The sequence below is a fragment of the Dyella ginsengisoli genome, assembly GCF_044904665.1.
GTDB lineage: Bacteria > Pseudomonadota > Gammaproteobacteria > Xanthomonadales > Rhodanobacteraceae > Dyella_A > Dyella_A ginsengisoli.
The window spans coordinates 1,124,460-1,150,613 of record NZ_JADIKM010000001.1; the positions used below are offsets into that span (position 1 = coordinate 1,124,460).

General features: G+C 64.4%; 30 protein-coding genes and 1 pseudogene. 14 read left to right on the plus strand and 17 right to left on the minus strand.

Translation table 11 applies throughout. From position 1 onward, the window contains the following. Window positions 1-30: 30 nt before the first annotated feature. The 7 genes and pseudogenes from ISP17_RS05065 to ISP17_RS05095 all read right to left on the minus strand — a co-directional run bounded on the left by ISP17_RS05065 (window position 31) and on the right by ISP17_RS05095 (window position 3,426). The gene (locus ISP17_RS05065; RefSeq protein WP_404630652.1) at window positions 31-522 is read right to left on the minus strand and encodes an AAA family ATPase; all 492 of its coding nucleotides are present in this window, start codon (window positions 520-522) and stop codon (window positions 31-33) included. 33 nt (window positions 523-555) lie between these two features. After that, the gene (locus ISP17_RS05070; RefSeq protein ID WP_404630654.1) at window positions 556-945 is read right to left on the minus strand and encodes a hypothetical protein; all 390 of its coding nucleotides are present in this window, start codon (window positions 943-945) and stop codon (window positions 556-558) included. A 25-nt stretch (window positions 946-970) separates the two neighbouring features. Continuing rightward, complete coding sequence (locus tag ISP17_RS05075) at window positions 971-1,324, minus strand: hypothetical protein (RefSeq protein ID WP_404630656.1); 354 nt, start codon at window positions 1,322-1,324, stop codon at window positions 971-973. Between the two features lie 477 nt (window positions 1,325-1,801). Continuing rightward, window positions 1,802-2,179: a hypothetical protein gene (locus ISP17_RS05080; RefSeq protein WP_404630658.1), complete on the minus strand. Its 378-nt coding sequence runs from the start codon at window positions 2,177-2,179 to the stop codon at window positions 1,802-1,804. 84 nt (window positions 2,180-2,263) lie between these two features. After that, window positions 2,264-3,001: pseudogene (locus ISP17_RS05085) on the minus strand (IS3 family transposase); the annotation flags it as partial. A 68-nt stretch (window positions 3,002-3,069) separates the two neighbouring features. Next, entirely contained in the window at window positions 3,070-3,255 is a 186-nt protein-coding gene (locus ISP17_RS05090) for a hypothetical protein (protein WP_404630660.1), read from the minus strand. Between the two features lie 27 nt (window positions 3,256-3,282). Beyond that, the gene (locus tag ISP17_RS05095) at window positions 3,283-3,426 is read right to left on the minus strand and encodes a transposase (RefSeq protein ID WP_404630662.1); all 144 of its coding nucleotides are present in this window, start codon (window positions 3,424-3,426) and stop codon (window positions 3,283-3,285) included. A gap of 83 nt (window positions 3,427-3,509) precedes the next feature. Between ISP17_RS05095 and ISP17_RS05100 the strand changes: the two genes are divergently transcribed. Continuing rightward, complete coding sequence (locus ISP17_RS05100) at window positions 3,510-4,007, plus strand: hypothetical protein (protein WP_404630664.1); 498 nt, start codon at window positions 3,510-3,512, stop codon at window positions 4,005-4,007. 166 nt (window positions 4,008-4,173) lie between these two features. Here the strand turns inward: ISP17_RS05100 and ISP17_RS05105 are convergent, their stop codons facing one another. The 8 genes from ISP17_RS05105 to ISP17_RS05140 form a co-directional block, all read right to left on the minus strand. Beyond that, entirely contained in the window at window positions 4,174-4,467 is a 294-nt protein-coding gene (locus ISP17_RS05105) for a hypothetical protein (protein ID WP_404630666.1), read from the minus strand. 523 nt (window positions 4,468-4,990) lie between these two features. Further along, window positions 4,991-5,236 carry a hypothetical protein gene (locus ISP17_RS05110; protein ID WP_404630668.1) on the minus strand — a complete coding sequence of 82 codons (246 nt, stop codon included), beginning with the start codon at window positions 5,234-5,236 and terminating at the stop codon, window positions 4,991-4,993. 1,011 nt (window positions 5,237-6,247) lie between these two features. Next, window positions 6,248-6,625, minus strand: a complete 378-nt coding sequence (locus ISP17_RS05115) for a hypothetical protein (protein WP_404630670.1) — start codon at window positions 6,623-6,625, stop codon at window positions 6,248-6,250. Between the two features lie 63 nt (window positions 6,626-6,688). Beyond that, the gene (locus ISP17_RS05120; protein WP_404630672.1) at window positions 6,689-7,048 is read right to left on the minus strand and encodes a hypothetical protein; all 360 of its coding nucleotides are present in this window, start codon (window positions 7,046-7,048) and stop codon (window positions 6,689-6,691) included. 457 nt (window positions 7,049-7,505) lie between these two features. Further along, window positions 7,506-7,883: a hypothetical protein gene (locus tag ISP17_RS05125; RefSeq protein ID WP_404630674.1), complete on the minus strand. Its 378-nt coding sequence runs from the start codon at window positions 7,881-7,883 to the stop codon at window positions 7,506-7,508. Between the two features lie 1,241 nt (window positions 7,884-9,124). Beyond that, window positions 9,125-9,421 (minus strand): DUF6968 family protein, encoded by a 297-nt coding sequence (locus tag ISP17_RS05130; RefSeq protein ID WP_404630676.1) that lies wholly within the window; start codon window positions 9,419-9,421, stop codon window positions 9,125-9,127. 78 nt (window positions 9,422-9,499) lie between these two features. Further along, the gene (locus ISP17_RS05135) at window positions 9,500-9,838 is read right to left on the minus strand and encodes a hypothetical protein (RefSeq protein WP_404630678.1); all 339 of its coding nucleotides are present in this window, start codon (window positions 9,836-9,838) and stop codon (window positions 9,500-9,502) included. 465 nt (window positions 9,839-10,303) lie between these two features. Continuing rightward, on the minus strand, window positions 10,304-10,663 hold the full coding sequence (locus ISP17_RS05140; RefSeq protein WP_404630680.1) for a hypothetical protein: 360 nt from the start codon (window positions 10,661-10,663) through the stop codon (window positions 10,304-10,306). A 173-nt stretch (window positions 10,664-10,836) separates the two neighbouring features. Here ISP17_RS05140 and ISP17_RS05145 point away from each other — a divergent pair, with 173 nt between their 5' ends. After that, window positions 10,837-11,841: an integron integrase gene (locus tag ISP17_RS05145; protein ID WP_404630682.1), complete on the plus strand. Its 1,005-nt coding sequence runs from the start codon at window positions 10,837-10,839 to the stop codon at window positions 11,839-11,841. Window positions 11,842-11,986: 145 nt separating this feature from the next. Here the strand turns inward: ISP17_RS05145 and ISP17_RS05150 are convergent, their stop codons facing one another. Together ISP17_RS05150 and fliK are read right to left on the minus strand one after the other, a co-directional pair. After that, entirely contained in the window at window positions 11,987-12,262 is a 276-nt protein-coding gene (locus ISP17_RS05150; RefSeq protein ID WP_404630684.1) for an EscU/YscU/HrcU family type III secretion system export apparatus switch protein, read from the minus strand. Next, window positions 12,259-13,503, minus strand: coding sequence for a flagellar hook-length control protein FliK (fliK, locus tag ISP17_RS05155; protein ID WP_404630686.1), 1,245 nt, complete (start codon window positions 13,501-13,503; stop codon window positions 12,259-12,261). Before fliK ends, ISP17_RS05150 begins: the two co-directional genes overlap by 4 nt. 434 nt (window positions 13,504-13,937) lie before the next feature. On the opposite strand from fliK, the gene ISP17_RS05160 reads away from it, so the two are divergent. The 12 genes from ISP17_RS05160 to ISP17_RS05215 all read left to right on the plus strand — a co-directional run bounded on the left by ISP17_RS05160 (window position 13,938) and on the right by ISP17_RS05215 (window position 26,124). After that, window positions 13,938-14,261 (plus strand): STAS domain-containing protein, encoded by a 324-nt coding sequence (locus ISP17_RS05160; RefSeq protein ID WP_404630688.1) that lies wholly within the window; start codon window positions 13,938-13,940, stop codon window positions 14,259-14,261. 13 nt (window positions 14,262-14,274) lie between these two features. After that, complete coding sequence (locus ISP17_RS05165; protein WP_404630690.1) at window positions 14,275-14,637, plus strand: response regulator; 363 nt, start codon at window positions 14,275-14,277, stop codon at window positions 14,635-14,637. Between the two features lie 17 nt (window positions 14,638-14,654). Continuing rightward, window positions 14,655-16,631 (plus strand): chemotaxis protein CheA, encoded by a 1,977-nt coding sequence (locus ISP17_RS05170; protein ID WP_404630692.1) that lies wholly within the window; start codon window positions 14,655-14,657, stop codon window positions 16,629-16,631. 172 nt (window positions 16,632-16,803) lie between these two features. Next, complete coding sequence (locus ISP17_RS05175) at window positions 16,804-18,507, plus strand: methyl-accepting chemotaxis protein (protein ID WP_404630694.1); 1,704 nt, start codon at window positions 16,804-16,806, stop codon at window positions 18,505-18,507. A gap of 121 nt (window positions 18,508-18,628) precedes the next feature. After that, on the plus strand, window positions 18,629-19,132 hold the full coding sequence (locus tag ISP17_RS05180; RefSeq protein ID WP_404630696.1) for a chemotaxis protein CheW: 504 nt from the start codon (window positions 18,629-18,631) through the stop codon (window positions 19,130-19,132). Between the two features lie 310 nt (window positions 19,133-19,442). Then, entirely contained in the window at window positions 19,443-19,949 is a 507-nt protein-coding gene (locus ISP17_RS05185) for a chemotaxis protein CheW (RefSeq protein ID WP_404630698.1), read from the plus strand. Between the two features lie 11 nt (window positions 19,950-19,960). After that, window positions 19,961-21,691 (plus strand): methyl-accepting chemotaxis protein, encoded by a 1,731-nt coding sequence (locus tag ISP17_RS05190; protein ID WP_404630700.1) that lies wholly within the window; start codon window positions 19,961-19,963, stop codon window positions 21,689-21,691. A gap of 3 nt (window positions 21,692-21,694) precedes the next feature. After that, window positions 21,695-22,594, plus strand: a complete 900-nt coding sequence (locus ISP17_RS05195; protein WP_404630702.1) for a CheR family methyltransferase — start codon at window positions 21,695-21,697, stop codon at window positions 22,592-22,594. Further along, window positions 22,591-23,259 carry a chemoreceptor glutamine deamidase CheD gene (gene cheD / locus ISP17_RS05200; RefSeq protein ID WP_404630704.1) on the plus strand — a complete coding sequence of 223 codons (669 nt, stop codon included), beginning with the start codon at window positions 22,591-22,593 and terminating at the stop codon, window positions 23,257-23,259. Before ISP17_RS05195 ends, cheD begins: the two co-directional genes overlap by 4 nt. A gap of 261 nt (window positions 23,260-23,520) precedes the next feature. Further along, window positions 23,521-24,612, plus strand: coding sequence for a protein-glutamate methylesterase/protein-glutamine glutaminase (locus ISP17_RS05205; protein ID WP_404630706.1), 1,092 nt, complete (start codon window positions 23,521-23,523; stop codon window positions 24,610-24,612). Between the two features lie 14 nt (window positions 24,613-24,626). Next, window positions 24,627-25,808 (plus strand): methyl-accepting chemotaxis protein, encoded by a 1,182-nt coding sequence (locus tag ISP17_RS05210; protein WP_404630708.1) that lies wholly within the window; start codon window positions 24,627-24,629, stop codon window positions 25,806-25,808. Between the two features lie 10 nt (window positions 25,809-25,818). Beyond that, window positions 25,819-26,124 carry an STAS domain-containing protein gene (locus ISP17_RS05215; protein WP_404630710.1) on the plus strand — a complete coding sequence of 102 codons (306 nt, stop codon included), beginning with the start codon at window positions 25,819-25,821 and terminating at the stop codon, window positions 26,122-26,124. The last annotated feature ends 30 nt before the right edge of the window (window positions 26,125-26,154 follow it).

A 26,154-nucleotide genomic window follows, 5' to 3' on the forward strand; every position in this document is an offset into this window, starting at 1 on the left:
CGCGGTACGCGCGTCCGCTTGGACGAATTGTCAGGTGCGCTCATGCAGGATTACAACGAACTGCTCTTCAGGCGTCGGCGGTGCGAAGTAGGCCAGCAGGGCATCGAACGTGGCGTCGTCTTGTAGCGGGTCATGGGCATTGGTGGCTCGGCGTTCCCGCAGCTGCTGCTTGCAAATTTCGTTCGGCACGCTGAGGTAGTGCAGCTGGTGGTGAGAACCGGCCCTATCAATGAGTTGCCGGAACCAGCTCCGCTGGGCGACGGTGTTGCCCGGGAAGTCAAGGACGACTGATACGCCCCTACGTAGCAGCACACAAATGTGTCCGGCCAGAGCGTTCTTGATCCGGCCGGACAACGTGGCATAGCTGGCGAGATCGATCACCTCACCGGGATAGAGATCCCGTAGCAGATCGTCTTCCGAGAGCAGGGCCGCTTCGCAGGACATCGCGAGCGATTTGGCAAAAGTGGACTTGCCAGCGCCCATCTTTCCGCACATGAAGTGAAGGGTTGCTACATCGGTCACCAAGAAATCTCCAAAGTGCGCCTAACGCTGGAGTTAAGCGGCAGCGGAGCCGTCCGCCTTGAGCGAAATGTTAGAGGGCAATCGGAACCATGCGAGAACCTTTGCGAGCTCATTTGAACACTGCTCCCCAAGCAGTGCCGCACGTGCCTCAAGCGCGGGAAGGATGATCTTGGCATCTGACGGAAACTCGCTTGTGTCCGCTTTCCGGGCAAGACTTAGGACGAACCAGCAGCAAGCAGCAAAACAAAACGGATATTCCTGTTTCGCAGCTACTTGCAGCATGCCGGTAATACCTAGAAAGGCCTCATGCGGATCCAATTTGGCCAAGATTGCGTCCTGTGCTTTAGCTATGGCCCATTCATCAGCGTCCAGGTTGGCCAGACCATGCGCGAGTGCTTCTTCGAAGTCGCTGACTACGCTCACGGTCTTTGGCCCTCTTACGCTTGAGTTAAGCGGCGGCGGAGCCGCCCGCCTTGAACGAGTTGTTAGAGGGCCGCTTGCGAATGACAAAGTAAGAGATCAAGGCCGTGACCGGAAACGCTATCGCGTGCCAGATCGGAAACAGGCTCACCAGTCCCGCAAGCTCAACCCAAGACAAGGTGAATAGCGTAACGAAAAACAGGAACCCAAACGGGACAAGGACCACAGTGATGGTTACGGGCGCCCAAGAAGGGGTAAGCAGAATCGTTGCGGCGGCGACAAGAATGAGCGAGCGCTTGGAATCGGGCACGCGCTTGACCATGAACCAGACGCCGAGAAGCGGAAGAAGCATGAGCACAGCGAGGGCCAGATAAAAGAACACCAAGAACATCATTCCCGCCGCCCTCTAACGCTGGAGTGAAGCGGCGCGCGGTACGCGCGTCCGCCTTGAACGAGTGGTTAGGCTACTGGCCGTAGTGCTCCTGTAGCAACGCACCTTCAGGCGAAAAGACATAGATTCTGTCGGCTCCGGAGACGGCTACATCTGTGCCCTGAGCATCTTTGTAGATGGAGTGAACTATGACGCCCCACGTCTTGCCGTCGAAATCTGCCGAATACTCGCAACCGACTTTGGTGTAAGGCCCGAGCATGCTCCGACTGCAGTAACTGACCGCTTGGTGTTTTGCCAGCTTGATGATCTCCGCTCTAGTAAGCGGCGCCGCCGCGGAGGAGAGCTGCGCGAAGGCGAGAGCAGCGAAAAGAATGATGATCTTTCTCCAAGGGCCTAACGCCGGAGTTAAGCGGCGGCGAAGACGTCCGCCTTGAACGAGTTGTTAGCCGTTTTGCACTTAAGCCGCAACTACAAATCAGCCAGCAGACAAAACTTGGTGTCGTTACGTGTATTAGAAATAAGCTCAAGAAGCTGGGTGACGCATTGATCGATCGCAGGATCATCGATGATGCTAGACAGCAACTCAAGCTCTAGCCCAAGCGTCTGAACGCCCACATATGGGATGAGTACGGTACCCGATGTTGGATGCAAGGGAATGATGCTACGAAGGTCGTATGCACGGGCTAAGTGATACAGCCGATACATGAGCGGAACCGGTACTGTAACTGGGCTAAGTGCCTGGCTCTCTGGGCTTGCAGCTTTACCAACGCGAAACGTCACAACATCATCGTGCGCATAAGTCTCAGGCATGAGTTTCTTGCTGAGTGGGCGAGTACGTTGCTTCAACGGGAAGCTCCTGACGGCTAACGCTGGAGTTAAGCGGCGCGCGGTAAGCGCTGAGAGTTCCTACGAAAAAGTGGACACCGTAGGTCAGACACATTGGGCCTCAAACTCGATCGGCGACCGATATCCCAAGGCCGAGTGTAAGCGGTGCTGGTTGTAGAAATCGATGTAGCTGCGGAGCGCGCCGCGCAGCGTCCGGTCGTCGGTGAAGCGCTGGCGGTGGTACATGTCCGACTTCATCGATTTGTTCCACGACTCCATGTGCGCGTTGTCGGTCATGCGCCGCGGGCGGTTCACGCTCTGCACCAGGCCGGCCTTGCCCAAGGCTTGCTTGAAGTCGCTGGCGAGAAACTCGACGCCGCGATCGCTATGCACGACGGTCCCAGGCGCAGGGCGTCGATGGCGCGTGGCCGAGGCGAGCGCGCGGCAGGTCAGCACGGACGATTTCTCCCGGCCCAGCGCCCAGCCCAGCAGCCGGCGTGAATAGCGGTCCATTACCGTGGCCAGATAGCGCCAGGTGCCGGCGACCTTCAGGTACGTCACGTCCGTGACCCATACCTGGTCGCAGCGATCGATGGTCAGCGCATGAACTTGGTTGTCCACGCTGGCGAAGAACCGCCCAAGGCCCGGCAGGCGTCGATACAACGAGGCCGAGCAGGCGCGTACCGCGTGCTCGCGCATCAGGCGCTCGATCCGGCGGCGCCCGACCGCCTCGCCCTGCCGGCGAAGCTCGGCGTGCACGCGCGGACTGCCGTAGGTTTCCCGGCTCGCCCGGTGCACCTGGCGAACCTGCGTCATCAGGCGTGCATCCTCCTGCGCGCGCTCACTGAGCGGACGGGCGCACTAGGCGTAGAAGCCGCTGGCACTGACCCCAAACAGGCGACACAGCCGCCTCACCGGGTAGTGTTCTTGCTGGGTCTGGATGAAGGCGAAGCGCTCGCTTTTCGTTCGGAAGTGAACGCGATCGCTTTTTTTAAAAGGTCATGCTCGACCTTCAGCTGCTCGTAGGCCTTCTTCACCCGACGCAGCTCCTTCAGCTCGGCCGCGACGGCCGGATCGACGTCCACACCCTTGACCATGATCGTGCCCTCGCGCGCCTGCTTGCGCTAACGAGACAGCATGAAGGGATGGATGTAAAGCGAAGCGGCGACGTCCTGCACCTGGACGCCTGGGAGCTGGCTGAGGCGCACGGCGGTGGCCTTGAATTGCTCGCTGTAGCGCGTGGTCGTTCTTGGGCCTGGTTTCGGCATGGAGCATTCCTGAAAAGTTAGATCAGGGTGTCCACTAAAGCGTGGGAACTATCGCGTCCGCCTTGAACGAGATGTTAGGCGCCATGCCCAACGAGCTTATTGAAGAGTGCGGCTATAAAAATCAAGAGTGTTACGGCCGAGAGCAAGCGAGCGCCCCGAACTCGATTCCCAAAGATTGCCATCAGCGCGAAAGACACCGACCCAAAAAAGCCGATTGTCAGCTGATTTCTGTTGGGCGGTGGCCATGGGATGAGGTAGTTGTAGACCATGAGAACTGCGATGAAAGCGGAGGCTGCTCTATGCCATTTTTTGAGGAATACGAAAGATTCATCGTACTGGAACATGTGATCTGGTATCGCCTAACGCTGGAGTTAAGCGGCGGCGGTAAGCCGTCCGCCTTGAACGAGTGGTTAGGCCGCAGCCCCACGAGTGATGAGCCAGCCAACCGCAGAGCCGGACAAGCCACCCCAAATAACGCCGATGGAAAAGTGGATGCCGCCGAAGTAAGCGACCGCAGACCCGATACCTGCGCCGATGAGGGTGAGCCAAGCGACTCGCCGTTTGCGAGCAAGCTGCACTGACTCTATGGCGCGTTTTTCTCGGAGCTCTTCTTGAGCGCGAATGTCCGGCTCCAGGAGGGCCTGAGCGATCGCGTCGGCTTGTGACTTTTCCATATTGCGAATCTCTCCGTGTGCGGCCTAACGCTGGAGTTAAGCGGCGGCGAAGCCGTCCGCCTCGGACGAGATGTTAGGCATCCGGTGGTGAAGTGTCACGGGTGGCTGACCCATACAGCAGAGCGCCCGCGGCAACTAAGCAAACAACACCGAACGCTTTTGCGAAGACCACAAAAATAACTACGCCGCCGGCAGCTCCCTCCCCGGCGTGAAGTTCCCAGACGAAGAGCCAGTAGACAGCAGCAACCGCCGCGCTGGCCGCTAAAAAAAGGCTGACGGGCGCCGGGCTGCGCCTGCCAATAGCCGCACCAATACGTGCTGCGAGATACAAGGCAAAGATTGCGAGGACTGATACTACAAAAACCATATGGCTCCCCCTTTGCCTAACGCTGGAGTTGAGGGGCGGCGGAGCCGTCCGCCTCGGACGAGGAGTTAGGCGGTGCCATGTGCAGCCCGCCAGGCTTGTTGGTTATGAAAGGCGTAGCGCCAGAGTGCGAAGCCTTGCGGTACGCAAACGAGTGCTGCGCCAACAACGATGCCGATCACTAGTGGAGAACCCGACTGAACTCCGAGCCAGCCGGCTGGCAAGACACTGTAGCCAACCTCGACTAGGAAGAGCACGAAGTAAACCACCCAGAACCTGCGCCATCCTATGACCGTGCCACGCAGATACCCCCACAAACCGACAACGCCATATCCATTGAAGATGGCCAAGACAAAGTCAGGAATGCCATGTAGGTCAAAGAGCGAGCGGACCCACGACCAAGCGGTGAAGGCGAAATAGAGCCACCAGAGAACCCTTGGTATTCGCAAGCTGCTGCTCCCTGCCTTCGCCTAACGCCGGAATTGAGCGGCGGCGTAGCCGTCCGCCTTGAATGAACTGTTAGCCGTCAATCGCGCGTCCACTTCTTGAGCTCTTCCCTGACTTGATCCGGCGTCATTTGTTCGACCTTCTTGTCTACCTGAAGCCTGACTATCTCGGCCTGAAGCGTAGTCTTTTGCGACGACAGCGCTTGAATGTCGGACTGCAACTTGTCGCGCACAGCAATTTTGCCGCGGATGTCGCCATCCAAGTTTTGAAACGAGACCCGGCCGACGCCGATGCCCGCAGAAAACAGAGATCCGGCGGCGACCACGATAGCGACCCACCACGAGATGGGTATGTGGTCTAGGAGCCAACGAAACGCAATCTGGTCTTTGCTTGGTAACTTTGGCATCCCGATTCGCAGACCTGTATTTTGACGGCTAACGCCTGAATTAAACCGACCCGCGAAGCGGGTTCGGCTTGAATGAATTGTTAGGGGGCGGCTACGGCGCATTGAGCTCGGACAGCTCGACCACGTAAGAGCGCCCCCCCTGCTGTACTGAACTCTACGCGGCAATCGTACGCCACGTTGCCGCCGGGCTCAGGCAAAGGGCCGCGAATCCGATAGTTGGCGATGGCGGAAGACAGGGTGTTGCTCTCGAAGCCCTCCTTGATCAGCAGGGCTGGAAGAGCAGATGCCAGCTGACGAACACCTAGGGCGCCCTCTCCGGCCAGGGGCGGCTGCGCTGTGCCAGCGAGGAGATCCACGGCGACGGAGCCGCCGGCAGCAACGACCGACCGCGCGAAGTGATTAATGCCGTAATCACCGGCCCAGTGGTTGAGCGTGCTGGCGAATTGGTGGCAGACGTTGTGCGCCACTGACTTTAGTGGCTTCAGCGACGACGACATTTCCCAAGCCCCCTAACGCTGGAGTTAAGCGGCGGCGAAGCCGTCCGCCTTGAACGAGTTGTTAGGCACCACAACGCGCGGTAGCTACAAGCCCGAGAAAACAAGAAAGCATACAAGTCCAAACAGACCTACTTTAAGCGCAAGCGCCAACATAGAACTGCGCCAGATGCTAGATGAAGGCTGGAAATTAGAGAGGCTTTCTCCTGAATCGTCGTCGAGAGTGACGAGGTGACCAAAAAGAGCCATTCCCATGAATATGACAGGACCGACGCCTACCTTCAGAGCCAGAGAAGGTGAGTAGAGGCGAGCGATTGCGAAGGAGGCAATCGACAGAGCGAGCACTGTACTCAGCACCATTACTTGAACACGTGTCGACATAAGCGCCTAACGCTGGAGTTAAGCGGCGGCGAAGCCGTCCGCCTCGAACGAAATGTTAGGGTGCGCTCCGCGCCTGTGCCACACATTTTTCTCTGACGCTCGGCACGGTGTCATATGCCTTTTTTGTGTCGGGGGTAAGTTTGGCATAACCGTTAGCTTCCTTGCTTTGCGTAATTATGGCGATGTAATCAGCGAAGGAAAATGCGACAGGCAAGTTGCTTGAAAGACAGCCACAAAAGGTGCTGTTGCCGAAAGCCTTGAGGCACTCATATTTCGTGGCATGAGCCTGCTCATCGACTTGATCCTGCAACTGGTTCAGTAGATCGATGGCCTTGTCTGCGTGCGCGCGCTGATCAAGTTGTTCTAGGGACTGCGCGTGGCTGCCAAAAGCAAGGCACGACAGGAACAAGCCGATCGCGAGCTGCATCTTCACGTAAACCTCCTTGTGCGGCCTAACGCTGGAGTTAAGCGGCGGCGAAGCCGTCCGCTTGGACGATCAGTTAGACCGCAATGCCGCACGGCCCTGGTTTAGAAGCTCTTTGATTAGAGCAGATGGGCTTTCGTAGTCCCAGCGCTCAGCCCGGAACTCGGCTGTGCGGGCCTGAAGTTGAGCGCCATCCTTGTAGATGAAGAGTGTTGCATTTGCGCCCGGTAGTTCGCCGCGCAGGTAGAGCTCTTTACTGCCAGCAGAAGAAAACGAGACGTCTCCAAATTGATCCTGCAAGGCTGCAACTGCGGCGCGTTGGAACGGCGTGACCCCGTCGGCGTCTGGTTGGTCCTGCCCAAGCCACGCCTGCTTGCGGAACCTGCGCGATTCGATCGATTCCTTGAGCTTTCGGAGCAGCGAGAGAGACATGGTTTGCGGTCTAACGCTGAAATTGAGCGGCGGCGTAGCCGTCCGCCTCGAATGATTGGTTAGGACGCTTGCACGAGGCCCAAACCGATGATTACCGCAAATAGAACGAGACACGAAGGTAGGCAAAACCGAATGCGCCTGGCATATGCAGCGGCAAGAGAAGAGTTGAGCTGACCCAATTGCAGACCGTAGGCGATACGAGTCAATGCTACCGAGTGCCTACGACCTCCAAAAATATGCTGACTACTATAGATGGAGTCTAGCGAGCCACTCCTTTCCCCAAGCCATTCGGGCTTTTCCGCTTTGACAATGTCACGAAACTTCCAGAACGAGTACATGTACGTGCCCGTGCAGCCCGCGAAAAGCCAGCCCATCACCACCACCGTTAGCTGCAACATGTGTGAGTCCTAACGCTGGAGTTAAGCGGCGCCGGTACGGCGTCCGCTTGGACGAGTGGTTAGGTGCTCGGTGCCGATAACTTCCGGCGCAGCGCCAAGCCAACGCGCGCGACCAGCATTACAACAAGTGCAATGGCCGCTACTTGGAGGACTGCAGGATGTTCGGCTGGCAGGTTGGGTTGGAAGACAAGCCAAAGCATACCCACTGCGATCGCGAAGATGAACACGACTAGCAGAGCTTTGGCGAGGCGACCTGAAAAAGGAAATACGAGACAAGGTGCGGCTGCCAGCAGAAGCCCGCCTGCAGCAACGAAGCTCTCGGTGATGTCGGATTTGACCGCGCCGGAAGTTGCCATGTAAGCCCAGGCTGCTCCCAGCAAGGCAAGGCACAAGCCCAAAAAGAAAGAAAATATCTTGGCCAGAGTGCGGAGATTCATCCTTGGGCACCTAACGCTGGAGTTAAGCGGCGGCGAAGCCGTCCGCCTTGAACGAGTTGTTAGGCAGCGTACCGCCACCTGAGCCAGCCGAACGCTACAAACGCGGAGACTACTAGCGGAACCGTGAGCCAGCGAGCCCACTTGATGGGCTTGCGCGGATCACCAATGACCACGACCGCACGTTGACCGAATACAAGGAAAGCGACGCCTGCAGCTGCGAAGGGGAGGCCAAACAGGCTGCAAGCCAGTTGGGTAAGCGTGGGTGCGTGGTGGTTAGCGAGCGGGGCAAGGATGCCGAGATAGACGGCCAAGAGTCCTGCGGACGAAAGGATGGCGCCGCCGCCGCGAGGGCCTGGAGGTTGCGACCACCAATCAGGAGTGCTCATGAAAAGCCTAACGCTGGAGTTAAGCGGCGGCGGAGCCGTCCGCCTTGAACGAGATGTTAGGCCCCAGTTCGCCTAGCAGCCAAGCTGCCAGCTGGCGCGGCCCACGACGGTTTTCGTTGGCTGAGTTCGCAGCCTCGCTACATGCAGAGAGATAGAGCTGACCCACGGAACCGAGGAGCGGCAAGCCCAACTCACCTCGCAACGAAACGGCCTGTTGAGCGAGGGACAGAAGCTCCTCGCTCTCACCAGGCAGCCAATGAGGGCGGGTGGCATTTAGGGAGAATTGAGAGTTGAAGAAAAGCATCTCACCCGACTGGGCGACGCGAGGGAGAGCTTGCATGAGCAGGCCAAGGAGCGAAGCCTCGGCTGCTTCGAGTTGAACCTCTAGCTTGCTTAGACGAGATGCTTTCATGGGGCCTAACGCTGAAGTTAAGCGGCGGCGAAGCCGTCCGCCTTGAACGAATTGTTAGGCATGTCGGCCACAGCGCTACACCTCTGCGTCATAAATTTCCCTGCCAAGACTAGCTGTGAGCTTTGCACACAACTTCGTGACCCAGCCACGAAACAATAGAGGATCGATGCTTCCTGAGAGCAGGAGTCCACTTGGCTCACTCGAAGCGCAAATGAATTTCGAACTTCCTTCGGGGCCGAACCAGCAGGGAAGATCTTGCCCCTCTAGCCAACCGTCCATTTCCTGGTAGACGCCCATAACCCTAGACCACTCCTCTTCCATGAGGCCGTAAGGGAGATTCAAAGTGATCGACTCTTCCATGCTCTGATACGCCTAACGCCGGAGTTGAGCGGCGGCGTAGCCGTCCGCCTCGAACGTGTTGTTAGGCATGCTGCGACAGCCCCTCATGAGATGGCCGCTCCTTCTCCATCAAGGAAGTGAAATTTCCCCTTTCGATGCCTTTCCCAGTGATCGACCTCGACACGCAACGTTTTCATCGTGAGCTCCAAGGCCTGAAGGGCGTCAACACCATACATGGCAAACGCCTTTACCCGACCTTGGGTGCGAAGCTCATAGGGGCAGCACCAAGTTTCATCTTTGATCCTCACGGGCAAGCCAACCCGCAGCGACGCATCTTCTCGCTCGCCAGTATCGTGCACGAAGACCATGATTCGCTCAGCGATGACTTGCCCAATTTCCATGTCAGAGCTCATTACTGTCCGAATGCCTAACGCTGGAGTTAAGCGGCGCGCGGTACGCGCGTCCGCTTGGACGAGTGGTTAGCCTGCGTCGCGGTACCACGACCGAAGGCCGCTAGACAGCTCTGGCTGTTCGGAGATGACGGCATGCATGCCAGACGGCACCTCTGTTGTGTTGGATTGCCTGGCCAGCAAAGTGACAAGCTCATAGTAGCCCTTCATGCCATTGCCTGAGGCTTTGACTGACTCAAAGCGTCGACACAGGGTCTCCAACATTTCGAAGGCTTCTCCGCCGTTTGCCTCGACCAGAAGCAGGTCGAAGGCACCTGACGTGTAGCACTCGTTGTGCTGATACGCAGGAATCTCGCCCCGAGATATTGCATTGGCGATATGCAGGAGCTCGTCGACGCGTGAGGTCATGTTGATAGGGCTAACGCTGGAATTGAGCGGCGGCGAAGCCGTCCGCCTCGAATGAGTGGTTAGAGCTCAGGGCCCCGTATAGACAAACGCTGTGCTGCATGATTCTAGCCGCTCAGTTTGGTCTAGCGGACATTTGAAAGTGATGCTTGTTGTAACCGTACCGCCAGACTCGACGTCTCGGTCGATTGCAACAACAGCATGGTCGGAGGCCAAGTAGCTGGACTCCAGCCCATGACCCGAGAAAAAAGCCTGGACGGTTGCCTTTGACGCGCCCGCTGGTAGCTCTTTGGATAGCAGCGTGTTCCAGTGATTGAGCCGCGCTTGTGCATCGCTGTGAGGCGCGTAGCAACCCGCGATCAGCGAGGTGAAAACAATTACAGCCAGTAAGCGGTGAGCGTTCATTGTGAGCACTAACGCTGGAGTTAAGCGGCGGCGGAGCCGTCCGCCTTGAACGAATTGTTAGGCTCACCTTTGCACATGTAGTCGGAGCTGGGCTAGTACGCCGGGATCGATCGAGCCGAACACGGCGAGCTGCTGGGCAGTGAGCGTGTAATTGCCTGCGGGCAGCTGCTTGTAAAGCGGTTCGTCTGCGCTGGGGTTAAGAAGAACCCAAACATTTCCTTGCGCGTTCGACTGTGGAATGCCTGCAACACGATAGTCCCCGACCTGAAGCACAACTGGCGCGCCTAGAACTTGTGCTCGTTGCGCGTACTCCACGCCCTGAAGCGCAGCCCAGTCGGATTTGTTGCCCAGCGACTCCGGGCCGTAGCAGCCGGACATCGCGAGCACAGTGGTGTAAGACAGCAGGACCCAATGACGCTTCATGCGAGGCCTAACGCTATGTAGATTGCAAAACGCAGTCTAATCCTGCGGCCTATCCCCGGAAAATCCACCTGTCACCGCGGGACTCCCCTACAACTTTCAACGACTTGTGCCGCTCCGTGCAGCCTAATCCTGCAGCCTAATCTTGCGGCTTCTATCGGCGGTGGGTGACACGGATGGCATCGTTCCACGGCAAGAGGGATACGGCAAGCGAGCCGGGCGGCAGGTCGCCGAAGCTGCTCGATCAGGTGCGCGACCGCATGCGGCGGCTGCATATGTCCATACGCAGCGAAGAGGCCTATGCCGGCTGGATTCGGCGGTTCATCCTGGCCAATGGCAAGCGCCATCCGCGGGATCTGGGCGCAGAGGATATCGAGCGGTTCCTTACCGGATTGGCGGTTCGCGGCCGGGTATCGGCATCCACACAGAACCAGGCGTTGTCGGCGTTGCTGTTTCTCTACAAGCAGGTGCTTGGGGTGGAGTTGCCGTGGCTGGACGGCATGGAGCGGGCGAAGCGGCCGCAGCGCGTGCCCACGGTATTGACGCGCGCGGAGACAACGGCCCTGCTGGGCGAACTGCGCGGCGTGCATTGGTTGATGGGCAACTTGCTGTACGGCACGGGCATGCGGCTGATGGAGTGCGTGCGGCTGCGGGTGAAGGACGTGGATTTCGAGCGCCACGAGATCGTGGTGCGGCAAGGCAAGGGCGCGAAGGATCGCCGCACCATGCTGCCGCTGACCTTGGTGGACCCTTTGCGCGCGCAGTTGGCCGAGGCGCGGCGCGTGCACGAGCGGGATCTGGCCGCCGGCTTCGGCCGGGTGTGGCTACCGGATGCGCTGGACCGCAAGTTTCGCGGCGCGGCGGGTGACTGGGGGTGGCAGTACGTGTTTCCGGCGTCAGCGCGCAGCGTCGACCCGCGCGATGGCGTGGAGCGCCGCCATCACGTGGACGAATCGACGCTGCAGCGGGCGATCAAGCAGGCGCGCGATCGCGCGGGCATTGCCAAGCCCGCCACCTGCCACACGCTGCGCCATTCGTTCGCCACGCACCTGCTGGAAGCCGGGCAGGACATCCGCACCATTCAGGAGCTGCTCGGCCACAAGGACGTGGCCACCACGCAGATCTATACGCATGTTCTCAACCGCGGCGGGATGGGCGTGGTCAGTCCGCTGGATCGGTGAGGGGGGCAGGGTAGGGCCGACGCTGTCGGGGCTGAAGCCCCTCCCACAGGGAAGCGCCGCGCGCGGGCGTTGTGGGAGCGGCTTCAGCCGCGACGTTTTTTGCTGCACAGCTTCAGGGTGATGCGTTCCCATCGCACCCGCTGACTCAGAGCTTTTCGCCGGAGGCTTCATACACGCAGGCCAGTACCGAGGCGGCGGCGGCGTAGAGGGTGCCGGGCACGTCGTCGCGCAGGCGCAGGGCGGCGAGCAGGCTGGCGATCTGCGCATCGTGGTGCAGCGGGATGCCCTGGTTGCGGGCGCGGGCGAGCAGCAGGTCCAGCGCTTCGGCGGGCACGCGCGGCGAGGTGGTGGCGGCGTCGCCGCTGCCACTGGTGAGCTTCAGGGTCACCCTGCGCTGCGGGTTGGGAAGGGCCTGGGTCATGCGGTGGCCTTGAGCAGGTGGGCGCTGTGGCGGCCGTGCGCGCGCGGCAGGCCGGTCTGGCAGGTGAGCTGGTCGAGCAGCAGGCCGCAGGCGGACAGGCGCTGGCGCAGCGCGGTGAACTGCTGCTCCAGCCGCTCGGTGGTACTGGTGCGCTCGGCCCACAGCCGCACGGACAGGCGCAGGTCGTGCAGCTGCAGCTCGCCTTGCACCGGGCCGAGCGTGGGCAGGTCGATGGCGAAGCCCAGGGTCCACTGCCGCGGGGCATCGGGAGCGGCGTCGGTGGGATAGTCGAGCTGCAATTGCAGGACGTCCTTGCCGTCGCGGCTCTTGATGGGTATCTCGGTGATCCACGCGGGGACGGTGCTCGCTTCGAGCTGGGCCACTTCCACTCGCGCCAGTGCGGCGCGCACGGCGGTGTGCAGCTGGCCGAGCAGCGGGGCGGTGTCTTCTTCGCCGGTGAGGGCGGCGAGGTCGGCGGCCGTAGCCGCGGCGCGGGCCTGTGCCTGCAGGCCGCGCTGCAGCAGCGGCGGGGCGGTTTCGTTGCCGCTGCCGGCGGCGCCGGGGTTGAGCGGGCTGCCGCGCGGCGGCGCGTAGCTGTCGAGCAGGTTGGACAGCTTGAGCAGCACGGCCTTCCAGTCGTCCTCGCCCACGCCGGCGGCGAGCAGCGGGGTCTGCGCCAGGCTCGATTCCATGAACAGTCCGCTGCGCAGGATGGCCTCGCGCAGGCCGGCGCCGGTGGTGATGTCGGCGGGCGTGCGCATGGCTTGTTCCAGCTGCGCCAGCACCGGGCGCAGCGCGGCGGGAAGCTGGCGCATCACGGGGCGCTGGGCCAGCGCCTGCACGGTGGCGAGCAGCGGCGCGAAGCCGTCCTGCTGCGGCAGGCGCTCGCGCAGTGCCACTTGTGCCACCGAATCGCTGGCCTTGGGCAGCATCACTTCCAGCGTGGGCTGGGTGCCCAGGCTGAGCACGCGCACCTGGAACTGCGCCGGCAGCGGCGTGGACGCCTGTCCGGTGGGCAGCGGGGTGTACGGGGTTTGCGGGTTGGGCAGGGAGCCTTGTTGGCCACCGGGCATGTCCGCCTCCACCGCCATGCCGCCGATCTGCAGCACCAGCTTGCCCTGCTCGGTGACGCCGAGCGGGCGCGCGGACAGCACCACGCCGATGCGCCAGCTCTCCGCGGTGGTGCCGGAGGCGGCACCGAGCCAGGTGAGCGCGGCGAGGCTGGTGGGCTGGATGATCATGCGAGGCTCCTTCGCCCCACGGCGATGGTCGTGCGGATACACGACGACTTGTCGGGGATAACGGCGGCGGGCGGCGGAACTTTAGGGCGGCGACGGCGATGCTTTTTGGCGCTTTCCAGCCAAATCCACAAGGCGGATGACCGGCATGCCCCTTTGTGAAGCGCTTCCAGCGTAACCAGCCTGTCGGCTGTTGAGCCGTCGCTGGTAATGACGGGCGGGTTTGAGGCGGCTGGCGACGTTGTCCTGGCGCATCTGCCTCGCCGGACCACGGGCTGAAAGGAAGGGAGTGGAGCGCGGCCGGGGCGGAACTGAGACGCCATCCACACTTCGTTCCGCCGGGCGTCGGGTCGACAGAGTCGCCCTAAAGCCACCGCCACTGCCGCCGATAAGGCCTCCGAACGAAGTCACGGCCAGCACGGCCACGGGGCAAGCGCATGGGCAGCAAGGCGTCAGCAAAAGGCGGGCAGGGCAAGGCTGAGGCGGCGATCGTGCTGCCGGTGGATTGCCGGCTGGGCGCGCTCGATGTGCTGGCGCCGCAGCTGCGCGAAGCCGTCCGCGGCGGTGCCGCGGCGCTGGATGGCGCGGCCGTGGAGAAGGTCGACGGCGCAGCCATGCAACTGCTGGTGGCGTTCCGCCGCGCGGCGGCCAAGGGCAGCTGCGCGGTGACCTGGAGTGCCGCAAGCGACGTGTTGCGTGAGGCGTCCGCCCTGCTCGGGCTGGATGGCGAACTGGATCTGCCGGCCGCCCGGCCGGCCTGAAACGAGGTGGAAGATGGCAAAGATTCTTGCAGTGGACGATTCGGCGTCGATGCGCGGCATGGTGGCCTTCACCCTGCGCGGCGCGGGGCATGACGTGAGCGAGGCCGAGAACGGCCAGCTCGCACTGGACCAGGCCAAGGGCAGCAAGTACGACCTGGTGCTGGCCGACGTGAACATGCCGGTGATGGACGGCATCTCGATGGTGCGCGAGCTGCGCACGCTGCCCGAGTACAAGGGCGTGCCGATCCTGATGCTGACCACCGAGTCGCACACCGAGAAGAAGATGGAAGGCAAGGCCGCCGGCGCCACCGGCTGGCTGGTCAAGCCGTTCGATCCCGAACAGCTGCTGGCCACCGTCAACCGCGTGCTCGGCTGAGCCGGAGAGAAGCAGTCATGGCCAACGTCAGCATGGCGCAGTTCCACCAGGTGTTCTTCGAGGAAAGCCTGGAAGGACTCGACAACATGGAAACGGCGCTGCTGGCGCTGGACGAGGGCGGCGACAAGGAGCTGGTGCACACCATCTTCCGCGCCGCCCACTCGATCAAGGGCGGTGCGGCCACGTTCGGGTTTCCGGAAATGGCCGCGTTCACCCACGAGGCCGAGTCGCTGCTGGACGAGCTGCGCGATGGCCGTCGCGCGATCGACAAGCCGATCATCGAGCTGCTGCTGCGCACGGTGGACTGCCTGCGCGGCATGTTCGCCCGCGCCCAGGCCGGCCAGCCGTTGAACGACGAGGTGGCCGAGGGGCTGCGCGGCGAGCTGGCCGCGATGATGGGCCGCGCCGCGGAGACGCAGGTCAAGGCGCGCCGTGCCCGCGACCATGCCGATGCGTGGAAGATCACCTTCCGCCCGCATCCGGGCATGGCCGCCAGCGGCAACGATCCGCTGCGCCTGCTGCGCGAGCTCAAGGCGCTGGGCGAACTCACCGTCACGGCCGAGCTGGACAAGCTGCCGGCGCTCGACGCGCTGGATGTCTCGCAATGCCATATCGGCTGGACCATGGAGCTGCGCGGGCAGGTGACGCGCGAGACGATCAAGAGCGTGTTCGACTGGGTGGAGGACGACTGCGACCTCGCCATCGAGCCGCTGCACGTGGTGGCCCCGCCGGCCGCCGCCGAGGCGCCCAAGGCCACTGTCACCGACGCGGCCACGGCTCGCGCGGCGCGCGAGTCGGCGCCGGTAGCCAACGCCGAATCCAGCTCGGTGCGCGTGTCGATCGACAAGATCGACAGCCTGATCGACCTGGTCGGCGAGCTGGTGATCACCCAGTCGATGCTCGACCAGTTCCGCGAAGAATTCGATATCAACAAGCTCGCCCTGCTGCAGGAAGGCCTGACCCAGCTGGCGCGCCACACGCGCGAGCTGCAGGAAAGCGTGATGGGCATCCGCATGCTGCCGATCGGCTCGGTGTTCAACCGCTTTCCGCGGCTGGTGCGCGACCTCAGCGGCAAGCTCGGCAAGAACGTGCGGCTGGACATGCACGGCGAGCACACCGAGCTGGACAAGACGGTGCTGGAAAAGATCGGCGATCCGCTGGTGCACCTGGTGCGCAACGCGATCGACCACGGCCTGGAAATGCCGGAAAAGCGCCGCGCCGCCGGCAAGCTGGAGCAGGGCACGCTGCGGCTGGAGGCGTTCCACCGCGGCGGCTCCATCGTGGTGGAAGTGGGCGACGACGGCGCCGGGCTGAATCGCGAGGCGATCGTCGCCAAGGCGATCCAGCGTGGACTGATTTCCTCGGGTGAGGGGATGAGTGACGACGCGGTGGCGGAGCTGATCTTCCAGCCCGGCTTCTCCACCGCGGCGGTCACCACCGATCTCTCCGGCCGCGGCGTGGGCATGGACGTGGTCCGCCGCAACGTGTCCGACCTCGGCGGCACGGTCACCATCCGCACCACCCCGGGCAAGGGCAGCACCTTCACCATCGTGCTGCCGCTCACGCTGGCCATCATCGACGGCCTCACCGCCGCAGTGGGGCAGGAGTGCTACATCGTGCCGCTGGTGTCCATCGTGGAGTCGGTGCAGCTGAAGCCTGACGCGGTGCGCAGCGTGGTCGGCGGCGGCGAGCTGTTCCGCTTCCGCGGTGAGTACCTGCCGGTGATCCGCCTGCACGAGACGTTCGGTTGCACCGGCGCAAAGCAGGCGATCGAAGACGGCTTGATGATCGTGGTGGAAGGCGACGGTACCCGCGTGGGCCTGTTCGTCGACGGCCTGATCGGCCAGCAGCAGGCGGTGGTGAAGTCGCTGGAGGCCAACTACCGCCGCGTGTCGGGCGTGTCCGGCGCCACCATCCTGGCCGACGGCTCGGTGGCCTTGATCGTCGACATCGCCGGGCTGATCCGTCTGCAGGCACGCCGCAAGGCGGCCTGAGCGGCAGCCGGAAGCATCGTGACAAGGCGGCGCGGGGGCGTCGCCGGATGAAAGGGGAATCTGTCGCGCCGGGACCGGCACGACAGCCGGCCGGAACGCCGGACCAGCAAGTGCAGGGACCTCCACGGGCATGCACCGCACGCCCCTCTTTCATTCACTCTGGTAAATCGCCATGCGTACCCCCGCTCAAATGCTCGACCGCCTCAGCCTGCAAGCCCGCGTGTGGCTGGTGATCGTGCTCGTCATCGCCGGCCTGGCCGCGCTCACCGTGGTCAGCGCGGTGGAAACGCGCAAGCAGCAGATGAGCACGCTGACCACCGACCTGGCCAACCACGTGGCCAGTGCCGTGGCGATCGCCGACGGCTTCGAACAACGTGCCAAGGCCGGCGAGTTCGATGACGCCGAGGCGCGCAAGCGTGCGTTGGCGGCAATCCAGTCCATGCGCTGGGATCAGGGCACGGGCTACCTTTTCGCGTTCGATTCCGGCCTGGTCATGCGCATGCATCCCATCTCGCCGGCGCTGGTGAACACCAACGTCGGCGAGAAGGCCGATCCCACCGGCAAGAAGCTGTTCCAGGCCATGCTGGCCACCGACAAGGCGGGTGGCGCGGGCGTCACCGAATACATGTGGCCGCTGCCCGACAGCAAGGAGCAGGCGCCGAAGATCAGCTACACGGTCTGGTACAAGCCGTGGGACCTGCATTTCGGCACGGGCGCCTACTACACCAACATCAATGCGGCGTATCGCCATAACCTGCTGGCACAGCTGATCCGCGCCGGCGTGATCGGCCTGCTGGTGATCCTGGTGGTGTGGCAGTCGATGCGCAGCATCCGCCACGGCATCGGCGGCGAGCCGTCATTCGCCATGGCCATGGCCGCGCGCATCGCCGACGGCGATCTGCAGCGTCCGGCCGACGAGCCGGAGTTCGCCCCGGCCAGCCTGCTCGGCGCGCTGCAGCGCATGCGCGGCAAGCTCACCGGCATCGTGCACGAGGTGCAGCGCGGCTCGCAGGTGGTGTCCACCGCCGCGCGGCAGATCGCCAGCGGCAACGACGACCTCAGCCAGCGCACGCAGGAGCAGGCCTCCTCGCTGGAGGAAACCGCCGCCTCGATGGAAGAGATGACCTCCACCGTGAAGCAGAGCGCCGAGAACGCCAGTCACGCCAACCAGCTCGCCGCCAGCGCGCGTCAGCAGGCCGAGCGCGGTGGCGAAGTGGCCTCGCGTGCCAGCGGCGCCATGCGCGAGATCGAGGCGGCCAGCCGACAGATCACCGACATCGTGCAGCTGATCGACGAAGTCGCCTTCCAGACCAACCTGCTGGCGCTGAATGCCGCGGTAGAAGCGGCGCGTGCCGGCGAGCAGGGGCGCGGCTTCGCCGTGGTCGCCACCGAGGTGCGCAACCTGGCCCAGCGCAGTGCCGCGGCGGCCAAGGACATCAAGGCGCTGATCAACACCACCGTGGACAAGGTGCAGGCCGGCAGCGCGCTGGTGGACGAATCGTCCGCCGCGCTGGGCGAGATCATCGGCAGCGTCAAGCGCGTCACCGACATCGTGGCCGAGATCGCCGCCGCCGCGCACGAGCAGTCCACCGGCATCGACCAGGTGAACCACGCCGTCACGCAGATGGACGAGGTCACCCAGCAGAACGCCGCGCTGGTGGAGGAAGCTTCCGCCGCCGCCCGCGCCATGCAGGAACAGGCCGACGCGCTGGCCGAGCAGATGCGCTACTTCCGTGTGCACAGCGAACACGCCCACGGCGCAGCGGCCGCATCGCCAGTGGCGACTGCTCCGGCGGCGCGGGTGGTGCGCGCACCGGCAGCGGCCCGCGCCCCGGCGATGCAGCCGGTCGCGGCCGGCGCTTGGCAGGAGTTCTGATTCATCCGTGTCCCCGCCGGCATGGCGCCGGCGGGGATGTCCACGGGGCGCGCGGGCGCTCCGTTTGCCCATGACGACGGCACCAGCGCATCGGGGCCGCCTCGAAGGACGCGACATCGCCATGACCGACACCTCCGCATCCCTGCGCACGCACTACCTCACCGTGCTGCTCGGTGACGACCTCTACGCCATCACCCTCGGCGCCGTGAAAGACATCCGCGGCAGCGGCACCGTGCAACCCCTGCGCGGGGTGCCGGATTACGTGGCCGGCCGCCTCGCGCACGCACTCGGACCCATGCCGCTGGTGGACCTGCGCCGGCGCATCGGACTGTCCGCGCAGGCCGGCGTCGGCCCCGCAGTGACGGTCGTGCTGGAGCGATCGGGCCAGCGCCTCGCCGTTCTCGCCGATGCCGTGGCCGAAGTGGTCGACCTGGGCATCGCCGACGAACCCGCGGCTTCGTCCGAGGAACCGGACGCGCGTGCCGACCTGGCCTGGCTCAAGGGAGCCGCCGCGGCCGGCGAACGCATGGTGCTGATGCTCGACCCCGACCAGCTGATCGTCCCCGCCGACCGCGCCGCCGTGCAGGCGGCGATGGCCGCAGCGGAGACGGCGCGGGCGGCCTGATCGAGCCCATCCCCCGCAGCGATCCCCGCCATCCAATGCGCCCGGTGGGAGCCCGACGCCTCTCCCCGCACTCACACCTCGCTCGCTTGCTGCAGGAGCCCGCTCGCGGGCGATGTCCTTTGCTCTGATTCAGTATCCAGAGCCAACAGCATCGCCCGCAAGCGAGCTCATGCCCGCGAGCGTGGCGCCTCGTGAGGCACGCGGCGGGTTGCTTCTTCCGCAGGCTTTCGCGCTCAAGTTTCCCTGTTTCCGGTCGATCTGCTGGCTGACAGCGAGCGCCGCGCGGCGTTCCGGTAGATGAGGCCCGTCCATGTCCGATGCTTCCCCCCACGACGCCGCGGCGTCGCAGTACCTCACCCTCAACCTCGCGCAAGAGGAATACGGCGTGGACATCCTCGCCGTGCGCGAGATCCGCGGCTGGACGCCGGTGACACGCATACCGCAGGCGCCGTCCTACGTGCTGGGCGTGCTCAACCTGCGCGGCGCGATCGTGCCGGTGATCGACATGCGCCTGCGCTTCGGCCTGCCGCGCGAGGAGTACACCGCCAACACCGTGACCGTGATCGTCACCGTCGCCGGACGCAACTTCGGCGTGGTGGTGGATGCCGTGTCCGACGTGCTCGACGTGACTGCCGCGAACCTGCGCCCGGTGCCGGACATGGGCACCACCGTGGATACCGAATACCTCAAGGGCCTCACCGCCGTCGACGAACGGATGGTGCTGCTGCTTGACGTGGACAAGCTGTTGCAGCCGCAGGACGCGCAGATGCTCGAAGCCGCCCTTCCCGCGGCCGCCGAAGTGAAAGCCGTTGCCTGACAGGAACTGACATGAAATTGCCCAAGCTCGCCTTCAAGATCCCCTCCCTGACTATCCGCTGGCGCCTGCGGATCGTGCTCGGCCTGCTGGTGCTGATGCTGTTGATCGGCGCGGCGATCGGTTTCGGCTCGATGCAGCAGCAGAACGAGGGGCTGCGCCGCGTCTACCAGGACGAGATGGTGCCGGCCGCCATGGTTTCGCGCATCAACAACAAGTCGCTGCTCGCCTTCATCCTGATGAGCGAGGCCAGCGGCATGGTCGCCAAGCCCGACCAGCTCAAGCAGAAGATGGCCGAGTACACCGCGCTGCAGACCGAACTGACCAAGCTCAAGGCCGATTTCGACAAGCTGCCCAAGAGCGCCGCGGTGGAGGCTGAGTACAAGAAGTACCAGGCCGATGAGGGCGATTACGCCTCCGCACGAAAGGACATGGAAGACGCCCTCAACCAGGCCGATGCCAGCGCCGGCGACGTGCTGGAAATGGAAGTGCGCCCGCTGCTGCTCACGCGCCAGGACAAGTTGGCCAAGCTGATGGAAGTGCAGCGCGCCGAAGCGATGGGCATCTACGAAGGTCAGGTCGCCCGCTACAAGCTGGTACGCCTGATCAGCGTCAGCGCGCTGGCGCTGGGCATGGTGCTGGCCATCTTCATGGCGCTGACCCTCAGCCGCTCGATCATCCGCACTCTGGCCTACGCCGGCCGCATCGCCCGCGAGATCGCCCAGGGCAAGCTGGGCCACGACGTCCAGGTAAACCGCAAGGACGAGCTGGGCGAGCTGCTCGATGCGTTCCGCACCATGGACCTGCGCCTGTCGGCGATCGTCAGCGAAGTGCGCAACGGTTCCGGTGAAGTGAGCACGGCCGCACAGCAGATCGCCCGCGGCAACGACGACCTCAGCCAGCGCACGCAGGAGCAGGCCTCCTCGCTGGAAGAAACCGCCTCGTCGATGGAGGAGATGACCTCCACCGTGAAGCAGAACGCCGAGAACGCCAGCCACGCCAACCAGCTTGCCCGCGGTGCCCGCGAACAGGCCGAGCGCGGCGGCGAGGTGGTGACCCAGGCGGTGGTCGCGATGAAGGCGATCAACGAGTCCAGCCGCAAGATTTCCGACATCGTCAGCCTGATCGACGAGATCGCCTTCCAGACCAACCTGCTGGCGCTCAATGCTGCCGTGGAAGCGGCGCGCGCCGGCGAGCAGGGCCGCGGCTTCGCCGTGGTCGCCACCGAGGTGCGCAACCTGGCCCAGCGCAGCGCCGGTGCGGCCAAGGAGATCAAGGGCCTGATCAAGGACAGCGCCGAGAAAGTGCAGAACGGCACGGCGCTGGTCGACCAGACCGGCAAGTCGCTGGCCGAGATCGTCGACAGCGTGAAGAAGGTCACCGACATCGTGGCCGAGATCGCCGCGGCCAGCGCCGAGCAGTCCGCCGGCATCGACCAGGTGAACCACGCCGTGCTGCAGATGGACGAGATGACCCAGCAGAACGCCGCCCTAGTGGAAGAGGCCGCCGCGGCCGCCCGCGCCATGCAGGAGCAGGCCGCCGAGCTGACCCAGCAGGTGGGCTTCTTCCAGCTCGACGAGACGATGTCCAACGTGGCGCCGTCGGTGACCACGCGGGCGAAGACGGTGGCGGCCGAGGCCGAGGCGGTGTTCGCCGCGGTGCGCAGCGCGCCGATGGCATCCGCGGCGAAGCCGGCCCAGCGTGCAGCCGAAACGGCCGACGCCGGCGCCTGGAAGGAGTTCTGATCGATGTCCGCGCGCCTGGCTCAGCACGACGAACGCGTCGCTGCCGCGGCAGGCGCGCCGGCGTCGGCCATGAACGGCCCGTCGCTGGGCGATGAGGATTTCGCCTTCCTGCGGCGCTTCGTCTACGAGCAGTGCGGCATCGCGCTGAGCGAGCAGAAGCGCCAGTTGGTGCAGGGTCGCCTGCAACGCCGCCTGCGCGCGCTGCGGCTGCGCGACTTCAGCGAGTACTGCGAGGTGCTCAAGCGCGAACCGGATACCGAACTGGGCGAGCTGGCCAGCGCGATCAGCACCAACGTCACCGCGTTCTTCCGCGAGATGCACCATTACGACCTGCTGGTGGAAAAGCTGCTGCCGGAGTGGCTGGAGCACAAGCGCCGGCAGGGCGATCGCCTGCGCATCTGGTCGGCCGGATGCTCCACCGGCGAAGAGCCCTACGCGCTGGCGATGGTGCTGGCCGAGGCGCTCGAGCGCAGTGGCGGCAGCGTCGACGCGAAGATCCTCGCCACCGATCTCTCGCCGCAGGCGCTGGAGGCCGCCCGCAAGGGCGTCTACGCGCTGGACCGCCTGGGCGGCGTAAGCGACGAGCGCCGCAAGCGCTGGTTCCTGCGCGGGCAGGGCGAGTACGACGGGCTGGCCTCGGTGCATCCGCGCCTGCGCGAGCTGGTCACCATCCTGCCGCTGAACCTGTTGCACGACTGGCCCATGCAGGGCCCGTTCGACGCGATCTTCTGCCGCAACGTGGTGATCTATTTCGACAAGCCGACCAAGGAAAAGCTGTTCGCCCGCTACGCGCAGATGCTGCCGGCGGGCGGCTACCTGTTCCTCGGCCACTCCGAGTCGATGCACGGACTGAGCAACGATTTCGAACTGATCGGACGCACCGTCTACCGGAAGCGGCCATGAGCGCTGTCGCGCCCGCGCTGCCCTCGGCGCCGGGCAGTGGTGCAGGCGCCGTGTTGCCCGGGTTCGAGCACATGCGCCGCTTCTGGGATCCAGCGCATTCGCTGATGACGGTGAAGGTGCTGCCGGGCGAGTACTACGTGAGCCGGCAGGACGAGCTGGTGTCCACCGTGCTCGGCTCGTGCGTCTCCGCCTGCATCCACGATCGCCGGCTCAAGCTCGGTGGCATGAACCATTTCATGCTGCCCGAGCCCAGCGGCGAGCGCGGCGCCGAGCGCGACAGCTGGTCGGCCACGGTGGGCCGTGCAGCGCGCTACGGCAACGACGCGATGGAGCACCTGATCAACGCCCTGCTCAAGGCCGGCAGCCGGCGCGAGGACTGGGACGTGAAGGTGTTCGGCGGCGGCCGCGTGCTGTCGCAGATGACCGACGTGGGCAGCCGCAACATCGAGTTCGTGCAGCGCTACCTGCGCACCGAAGGCCTGGCGGTGACCGCATCCGACCTGGGCGACGTGTACCCGCGCCAGGTGCAGTTCTTCCCGGTGACCGGCAAGGTCCGCGTGCGACAGATGCGCGGCCGCGACGAGTTCGCCCTGGTGGCGCGCGAGAAGCAATACCTCAAGCAGTTGGCAAACGATCCGATAAAGGGAGAGGTGGAGTTGTTCTGAGGTGGGTTTGCCGGACCGCATGGGCAAAGCGCGCCCCGCGTTCCGTCAGGGACACCGGGACACGCCTCAGGGCGTCATTCCCGCGAAAGCGGGAATCCATCTTCGAGGCGCCACAAAGTCAAAGTGGATTCCCGCTTTCGCGGGAATGACGTCCGGCAAGGGTGGCGCTGCAGTGACGGGCGCTCACCGCGCGAAAGCATCGAAGCACGCCACCGCGACACGGTGGCGACACGTTGGAAGAGCAGGCAGAGAGAACAGGCAATGGAAAGAGTGCGAGTCCTGGTGGTCGATGATTCCGCGCTGGTGCGGAAGCTCATGTCGACCATGCTCTCGGTCGATCCGCGCATCGAGGTGGTCGGCACCGCGCCCGATCCGCTGATCGCGCGGGAGAAGATCAAGCAGCTCAACCCCGACGTGCTCACGCTCGACGTGGAAATGCCGCGCATGGACGGCATCACCTTCCTGGAAAACCTCATGCGGCTGCGGCCGATGCCGGTGGTGATGGTGTCCTCGCTGACCGAGCAGGGCGCCGAGGTGACGCTGCGCGCGCTGGAGCTGGGCGCGGTGGATTTCTTCACCAAGCCCAACAGCGACCTCGCCAACACCTTCGCCGAGGGTGCGCAGGAGATCTGCGCCAAGGTGATCGCCGCCGCGGGCGCCAAGCCGCGCGTGCGCACCGAGGTGCGCAAGCTCGACGTGCCGCCGCGGCTCTCGGCCGACGCGGTGCTGCCTCGCGCCAGCGGCGCGGGCACCCGTGCAGGCAGCCCGATGATCGCCATCGGCGCCTCCACCGGCGGCACCGAGGCGATCCGCGTGGTGCTGGAGCAGATGCCGCCGGACGCGCCACCGATCCTGATCACCCAGCATATTCCCGCCGCCTTCAGCGGCCCCTTCGCCGCGCGCATGGACCACTGCTCGGCGATGCGCGTGTGCGAGGCGCACGACGGCCAGCCGATCCAGCCCGGGCACGCCTACATCGCTCCGGGCAGTCAGCACCTGCTGGTGATGTGGGACGGCGCCAAGCACGTGTGCCGCCTGCACGACGGTCCGCCGGTGAACCGGCACAAGCCCAGCGTGGACGTGCTGTTCCGCTCCATGGCCGCCAGTGCCGGTGCCTCCACCGTGGCGGTGCTGCTCACCGGCATGGGCGACGACGGCGCACGCGGGCTGCTGGAGCTGAGCCAGGCCGGCGCGCGCACGCTGGTGCAGGACGAAGCGACCTCGGTGGTGTGGGGCATGCCCGGCGCCGCCTGGAAACTCGGCGCGGCGCGCGAGGCGCTGCCGCTGGACGACATTGCCGCACGCCTGCTCACGCTGGCGCGCCAACCATTCAAAAGCGCCGTCGGCGCGTGATCGAGCGAACAACCATGGCTGCCATCGTGTCCTTCTTCCACTCCCGTCTCGTCGCCGGCCTGCTGGCCAGCACGGCAGCGTTGCTGCTGTGCCTGGTCTGGCATCCGGTATGGCTGGCGCCGCTGCTGGTGATCGCGCTCACCGCCGTGTGGATCGTCGAGAGCCGCCGCGTGCCGCCCGCCGCGCCGGTCGAGGCGGCGGTGGCGATCAACACCGGGCCGGTGCGCGAAGCGCTGGAAGACGTGCGCGGCGCGCTGGTCGACGAGCTCGGTCACGCCACCCGCGAGCTGCACCAGGCGATGGACCTGCTGCGCGACGCGGTGCTGGAACTGGGCGGCGGCTTCGACGGCCTCTCGCGCAAGACCGGTCAGCAGCAGTCGCTGCTCAAGACGATCATCGACGTGCAGAACGGCGAGGTGTCGGTGCAGGACTTTGCCAATCGCACCTCGGACCTGCTGGAGCACTTCGTCGGGATGATCGTGCAGATGTCGCGCGAGAGCCTGCGCATCGTCTACCGCATCGACGGCATGGCGAAGGAGATGGACGCGGTGTTCGGCCTGCTGAAGAACGTCAACACCATCGCCGAGGAAACCAACCTGCTCGCGCTGAACGCCTCGATCGAGGCGGCGCGCGCCGGCGAGGCCGGTCGGGGCTTCGCGGTGGTGGCCGGCGAGATCCGCAACCTGGCCAGCCATTCCAACCAGTTCAACGAGCAGATCGGCAGCCACGTCGAGCGCGCGCGCGGCGCGATGGAGCAGCTGCGCGGCCTGGTCGGCACGATGGCCTCGCAGGATCTCAACGTGGCGCTGTCGGCCAAGGGCGGCATCGACGCGATGATGGCCCACGTCACCGAGAGCGACGCCCGCACCACCTCGGTCGCCGACCAGGTGGTGGAGATCAACCGCGGGCTCGGCAGCGACGTGGCCACCACCGTGCGCTCGCTGCAGTTCGAGGACATCCTCAGCCAGCTGATCAACCAGACCCGCACGCGCCTGGTGGAGCTGCAGGAAGTGACCGCCGAATGCACCCGCGACATCGAGCGGCTGGCCTGCGATCCGATGGACTCGGCGGTGCTCGCCGAGCGCGCCGAGCAGGTGCGCAGCCGGCTGGCGATCCAGCGCGAGAAGGCGCGCCTGCGCTCGCGCGGCCCCGCGCTGCAGAGCTCGATGGACGCCGGCGAGATCGAACTCTTTTGAGGACTGACCCATGAGCCTGACCGTCCACCACGACCGCGAACACGACTGCCTCACCCTGCAGCTGGGCGAGCGCTTCGACTTCTCCGTGCACCGCGATTTCCACGACGCCTGCCTGGGCGCCGACGCCCGCGCGCGCAGCTACATCGTCGACCTCAGTGAGGTCGCCAGCATGGACAGCTCCGCCTTGGGCATGCTGCTGCTGTTGCGCGAACACGCCGGCGCCGACCACGCGGACATCCGCATCGTCAACGCCGGCAGCGCCCTGCGCAGCACGCTCAAGGTGGCCGGCTTCGACAAGTTGTTCGTGCTGCACTGACAGGGCTGCGGCGCTGGTGGCGCCGAGCCC

Coding starts and splice junctions, on each gene's coding strand:
- ISP17_RS05090 (WP_404630660.1), bottom strand. CDS start 3,255: ATGGTCAAGGGTGTGGACGTCGATCCGGCCGTCGCGGCCGAGCTGAAG.
- ISP17_RS05095 (WP_404630662.1), bottom strand. CDS start 3,426: ATGCCGAAACCAGGCCCAAGAACGACCACGCGCTACAGCGAGCAATTC.
- ISP17_RS05100 (WP_404630664.1), top strand. CDS start 3,510: ATGCCCAACGAGCTTATTGAAGAGTGCGGCTATAAAAATCAAGAGTGT.
- ISP17_RS05105 (WP_404630666.1), bottom strand. CDS start 4,467: ATGGTTTTTGTAGTATCAGTCCTCGCAATCTTTGCCTTGTATCTCGCA.
- ISP17_RS05120 (WP_404630672.1), bottom strand. CDS start 7,048: ATGTCTCTCTCGCTGCTCCGAAAGCTCAAGGAATCGATCGAATCGCGC.
- ISP17_RS05125 (WP_404630674.1), bottom strand. CDS start 7,883: ATGAATCTCCGCACTCTGGCCAAGATATTTTCTTTCTTTTTGGGCTTG.
- ISP17_RS05130 (WP_404630676.1), bottom strand. CDS start 9,421: ATGGAAATTGGGCAAGTCATCGCTGAGCGAATCATGGTCTTCGTGCAC.
- ISP17_RS05135 (WP_404630678.1), bottom strand. CDS start 9,838: ATGACCTCACGCGTCGACGAGCTCCTGCATATCGCCAATGCAATATCT.
- ISP17_RS05140 (WP_404630680.1), bottom strand. CDS start 10,663: ATGAAGCGTCATTGGGTCCTGCTGTCTTACACCACTGTGCTCGCGATG.
- ISP17_RS05145 (WP_404630682.1), top strand. CDS start 10,837: ATGGCATCGTTCCACGGCAAGAGGGATACGGCAAGCGAGCCGGGCGGC.
- ISP17_RS05150 (WP_404630684.1), bottom strand. CDS start 12,262: ATGACCCAGGCCCTTCCCAACCCGCAGCGCAGGGTGACCCTGAAGCTC.
- fliK (WP_404630686.1), bottom strand. CDS start 13,503: ATGATCATCCAGCCCACCAGCCTCGCCGCGCTCACCTGGCTCGGTGCC.
- ISP17_RS05160 (WP_404630688.1), top strand. CDS start 13,938: ATGGGCAGCAAGGCGTCAGCAAAAGGCGGGCAGGGCAAGGCTGAGGCG.
- ISP17_RS05165 (WP_404630690.1), top strand. CDS start 14,275: ATGGCAAAGATTCTTGCAGTGGACGATTCGGCGTCGATGCGCGGCATG.
- ISP17_RS05170 (WP_404630692.1), top strand. CDS start 14,655: ATGGCCAACGTCAGCATGGCGCAGTTCCACCAGGTGTTCTTCGAGGAA.
- ISP17_RS05175 (WP_404630694.1), top strand. CDS start 16,804: ATGCGTACCCCCGCTCAAATGCTCGACCGCCTCAGCCTGCAAGCCCGC.
- ISP17_RS05180 (WP_404630696.1), top strand. CDS start 18,629: ATGACCGACACCTCCGCATCCCTGCGCACGCACTACCTCACCGTGCTG.
- ISP17_RS05185 (WP_404630698.1), top strand. CDS start 19,443: ATGTCCGATGCTTCCCCCCACGACGCCGCGGCGTCGCAGTACCTCACC.
- ISP17_RS05190 (WP_404630700.1), top strand. CDS start 19,961: ATGAAATTGCCCAAGCTCGCCTTCAAGATCCCCTCCCTGACTATCCGC.
- ISP17_RS05195 (WP_404630702.1), top strand. CDS start 21,695: ATGTCCGCGCGCCTGGCTCAGCACGACGAACGCGTCGCTGCCGCGGCA.
- cheD (WP_404630704.1), top strand. CDS start 22,591: ATGAGCGCTGTCGCGCCCGCGCTGCCCTCGGCGCCGGGCAGTGGTGCA.
- ISP17_RS05205 (WP_404630706.1), top strand. CDS start 23,521: ATGGAAAGAGTGCGAGTCCTGGTGGTCGATGATTCCGCGCTGGTGCGG.
- ISP17_RS05210 (WP_404630708.1), top strand. CDS start 24,627: ATGGCTGCCATCGTGTCCTTCTTCCACTCCCGTCTCGTCGCCGGCCTG.
- ISP17_RS05215 (WP_404630710.1), top strand. CDS start 25,819: ATGAGCCTGACCGTCCACCACGACCGCGAACACGACTGCCTCACCCTG.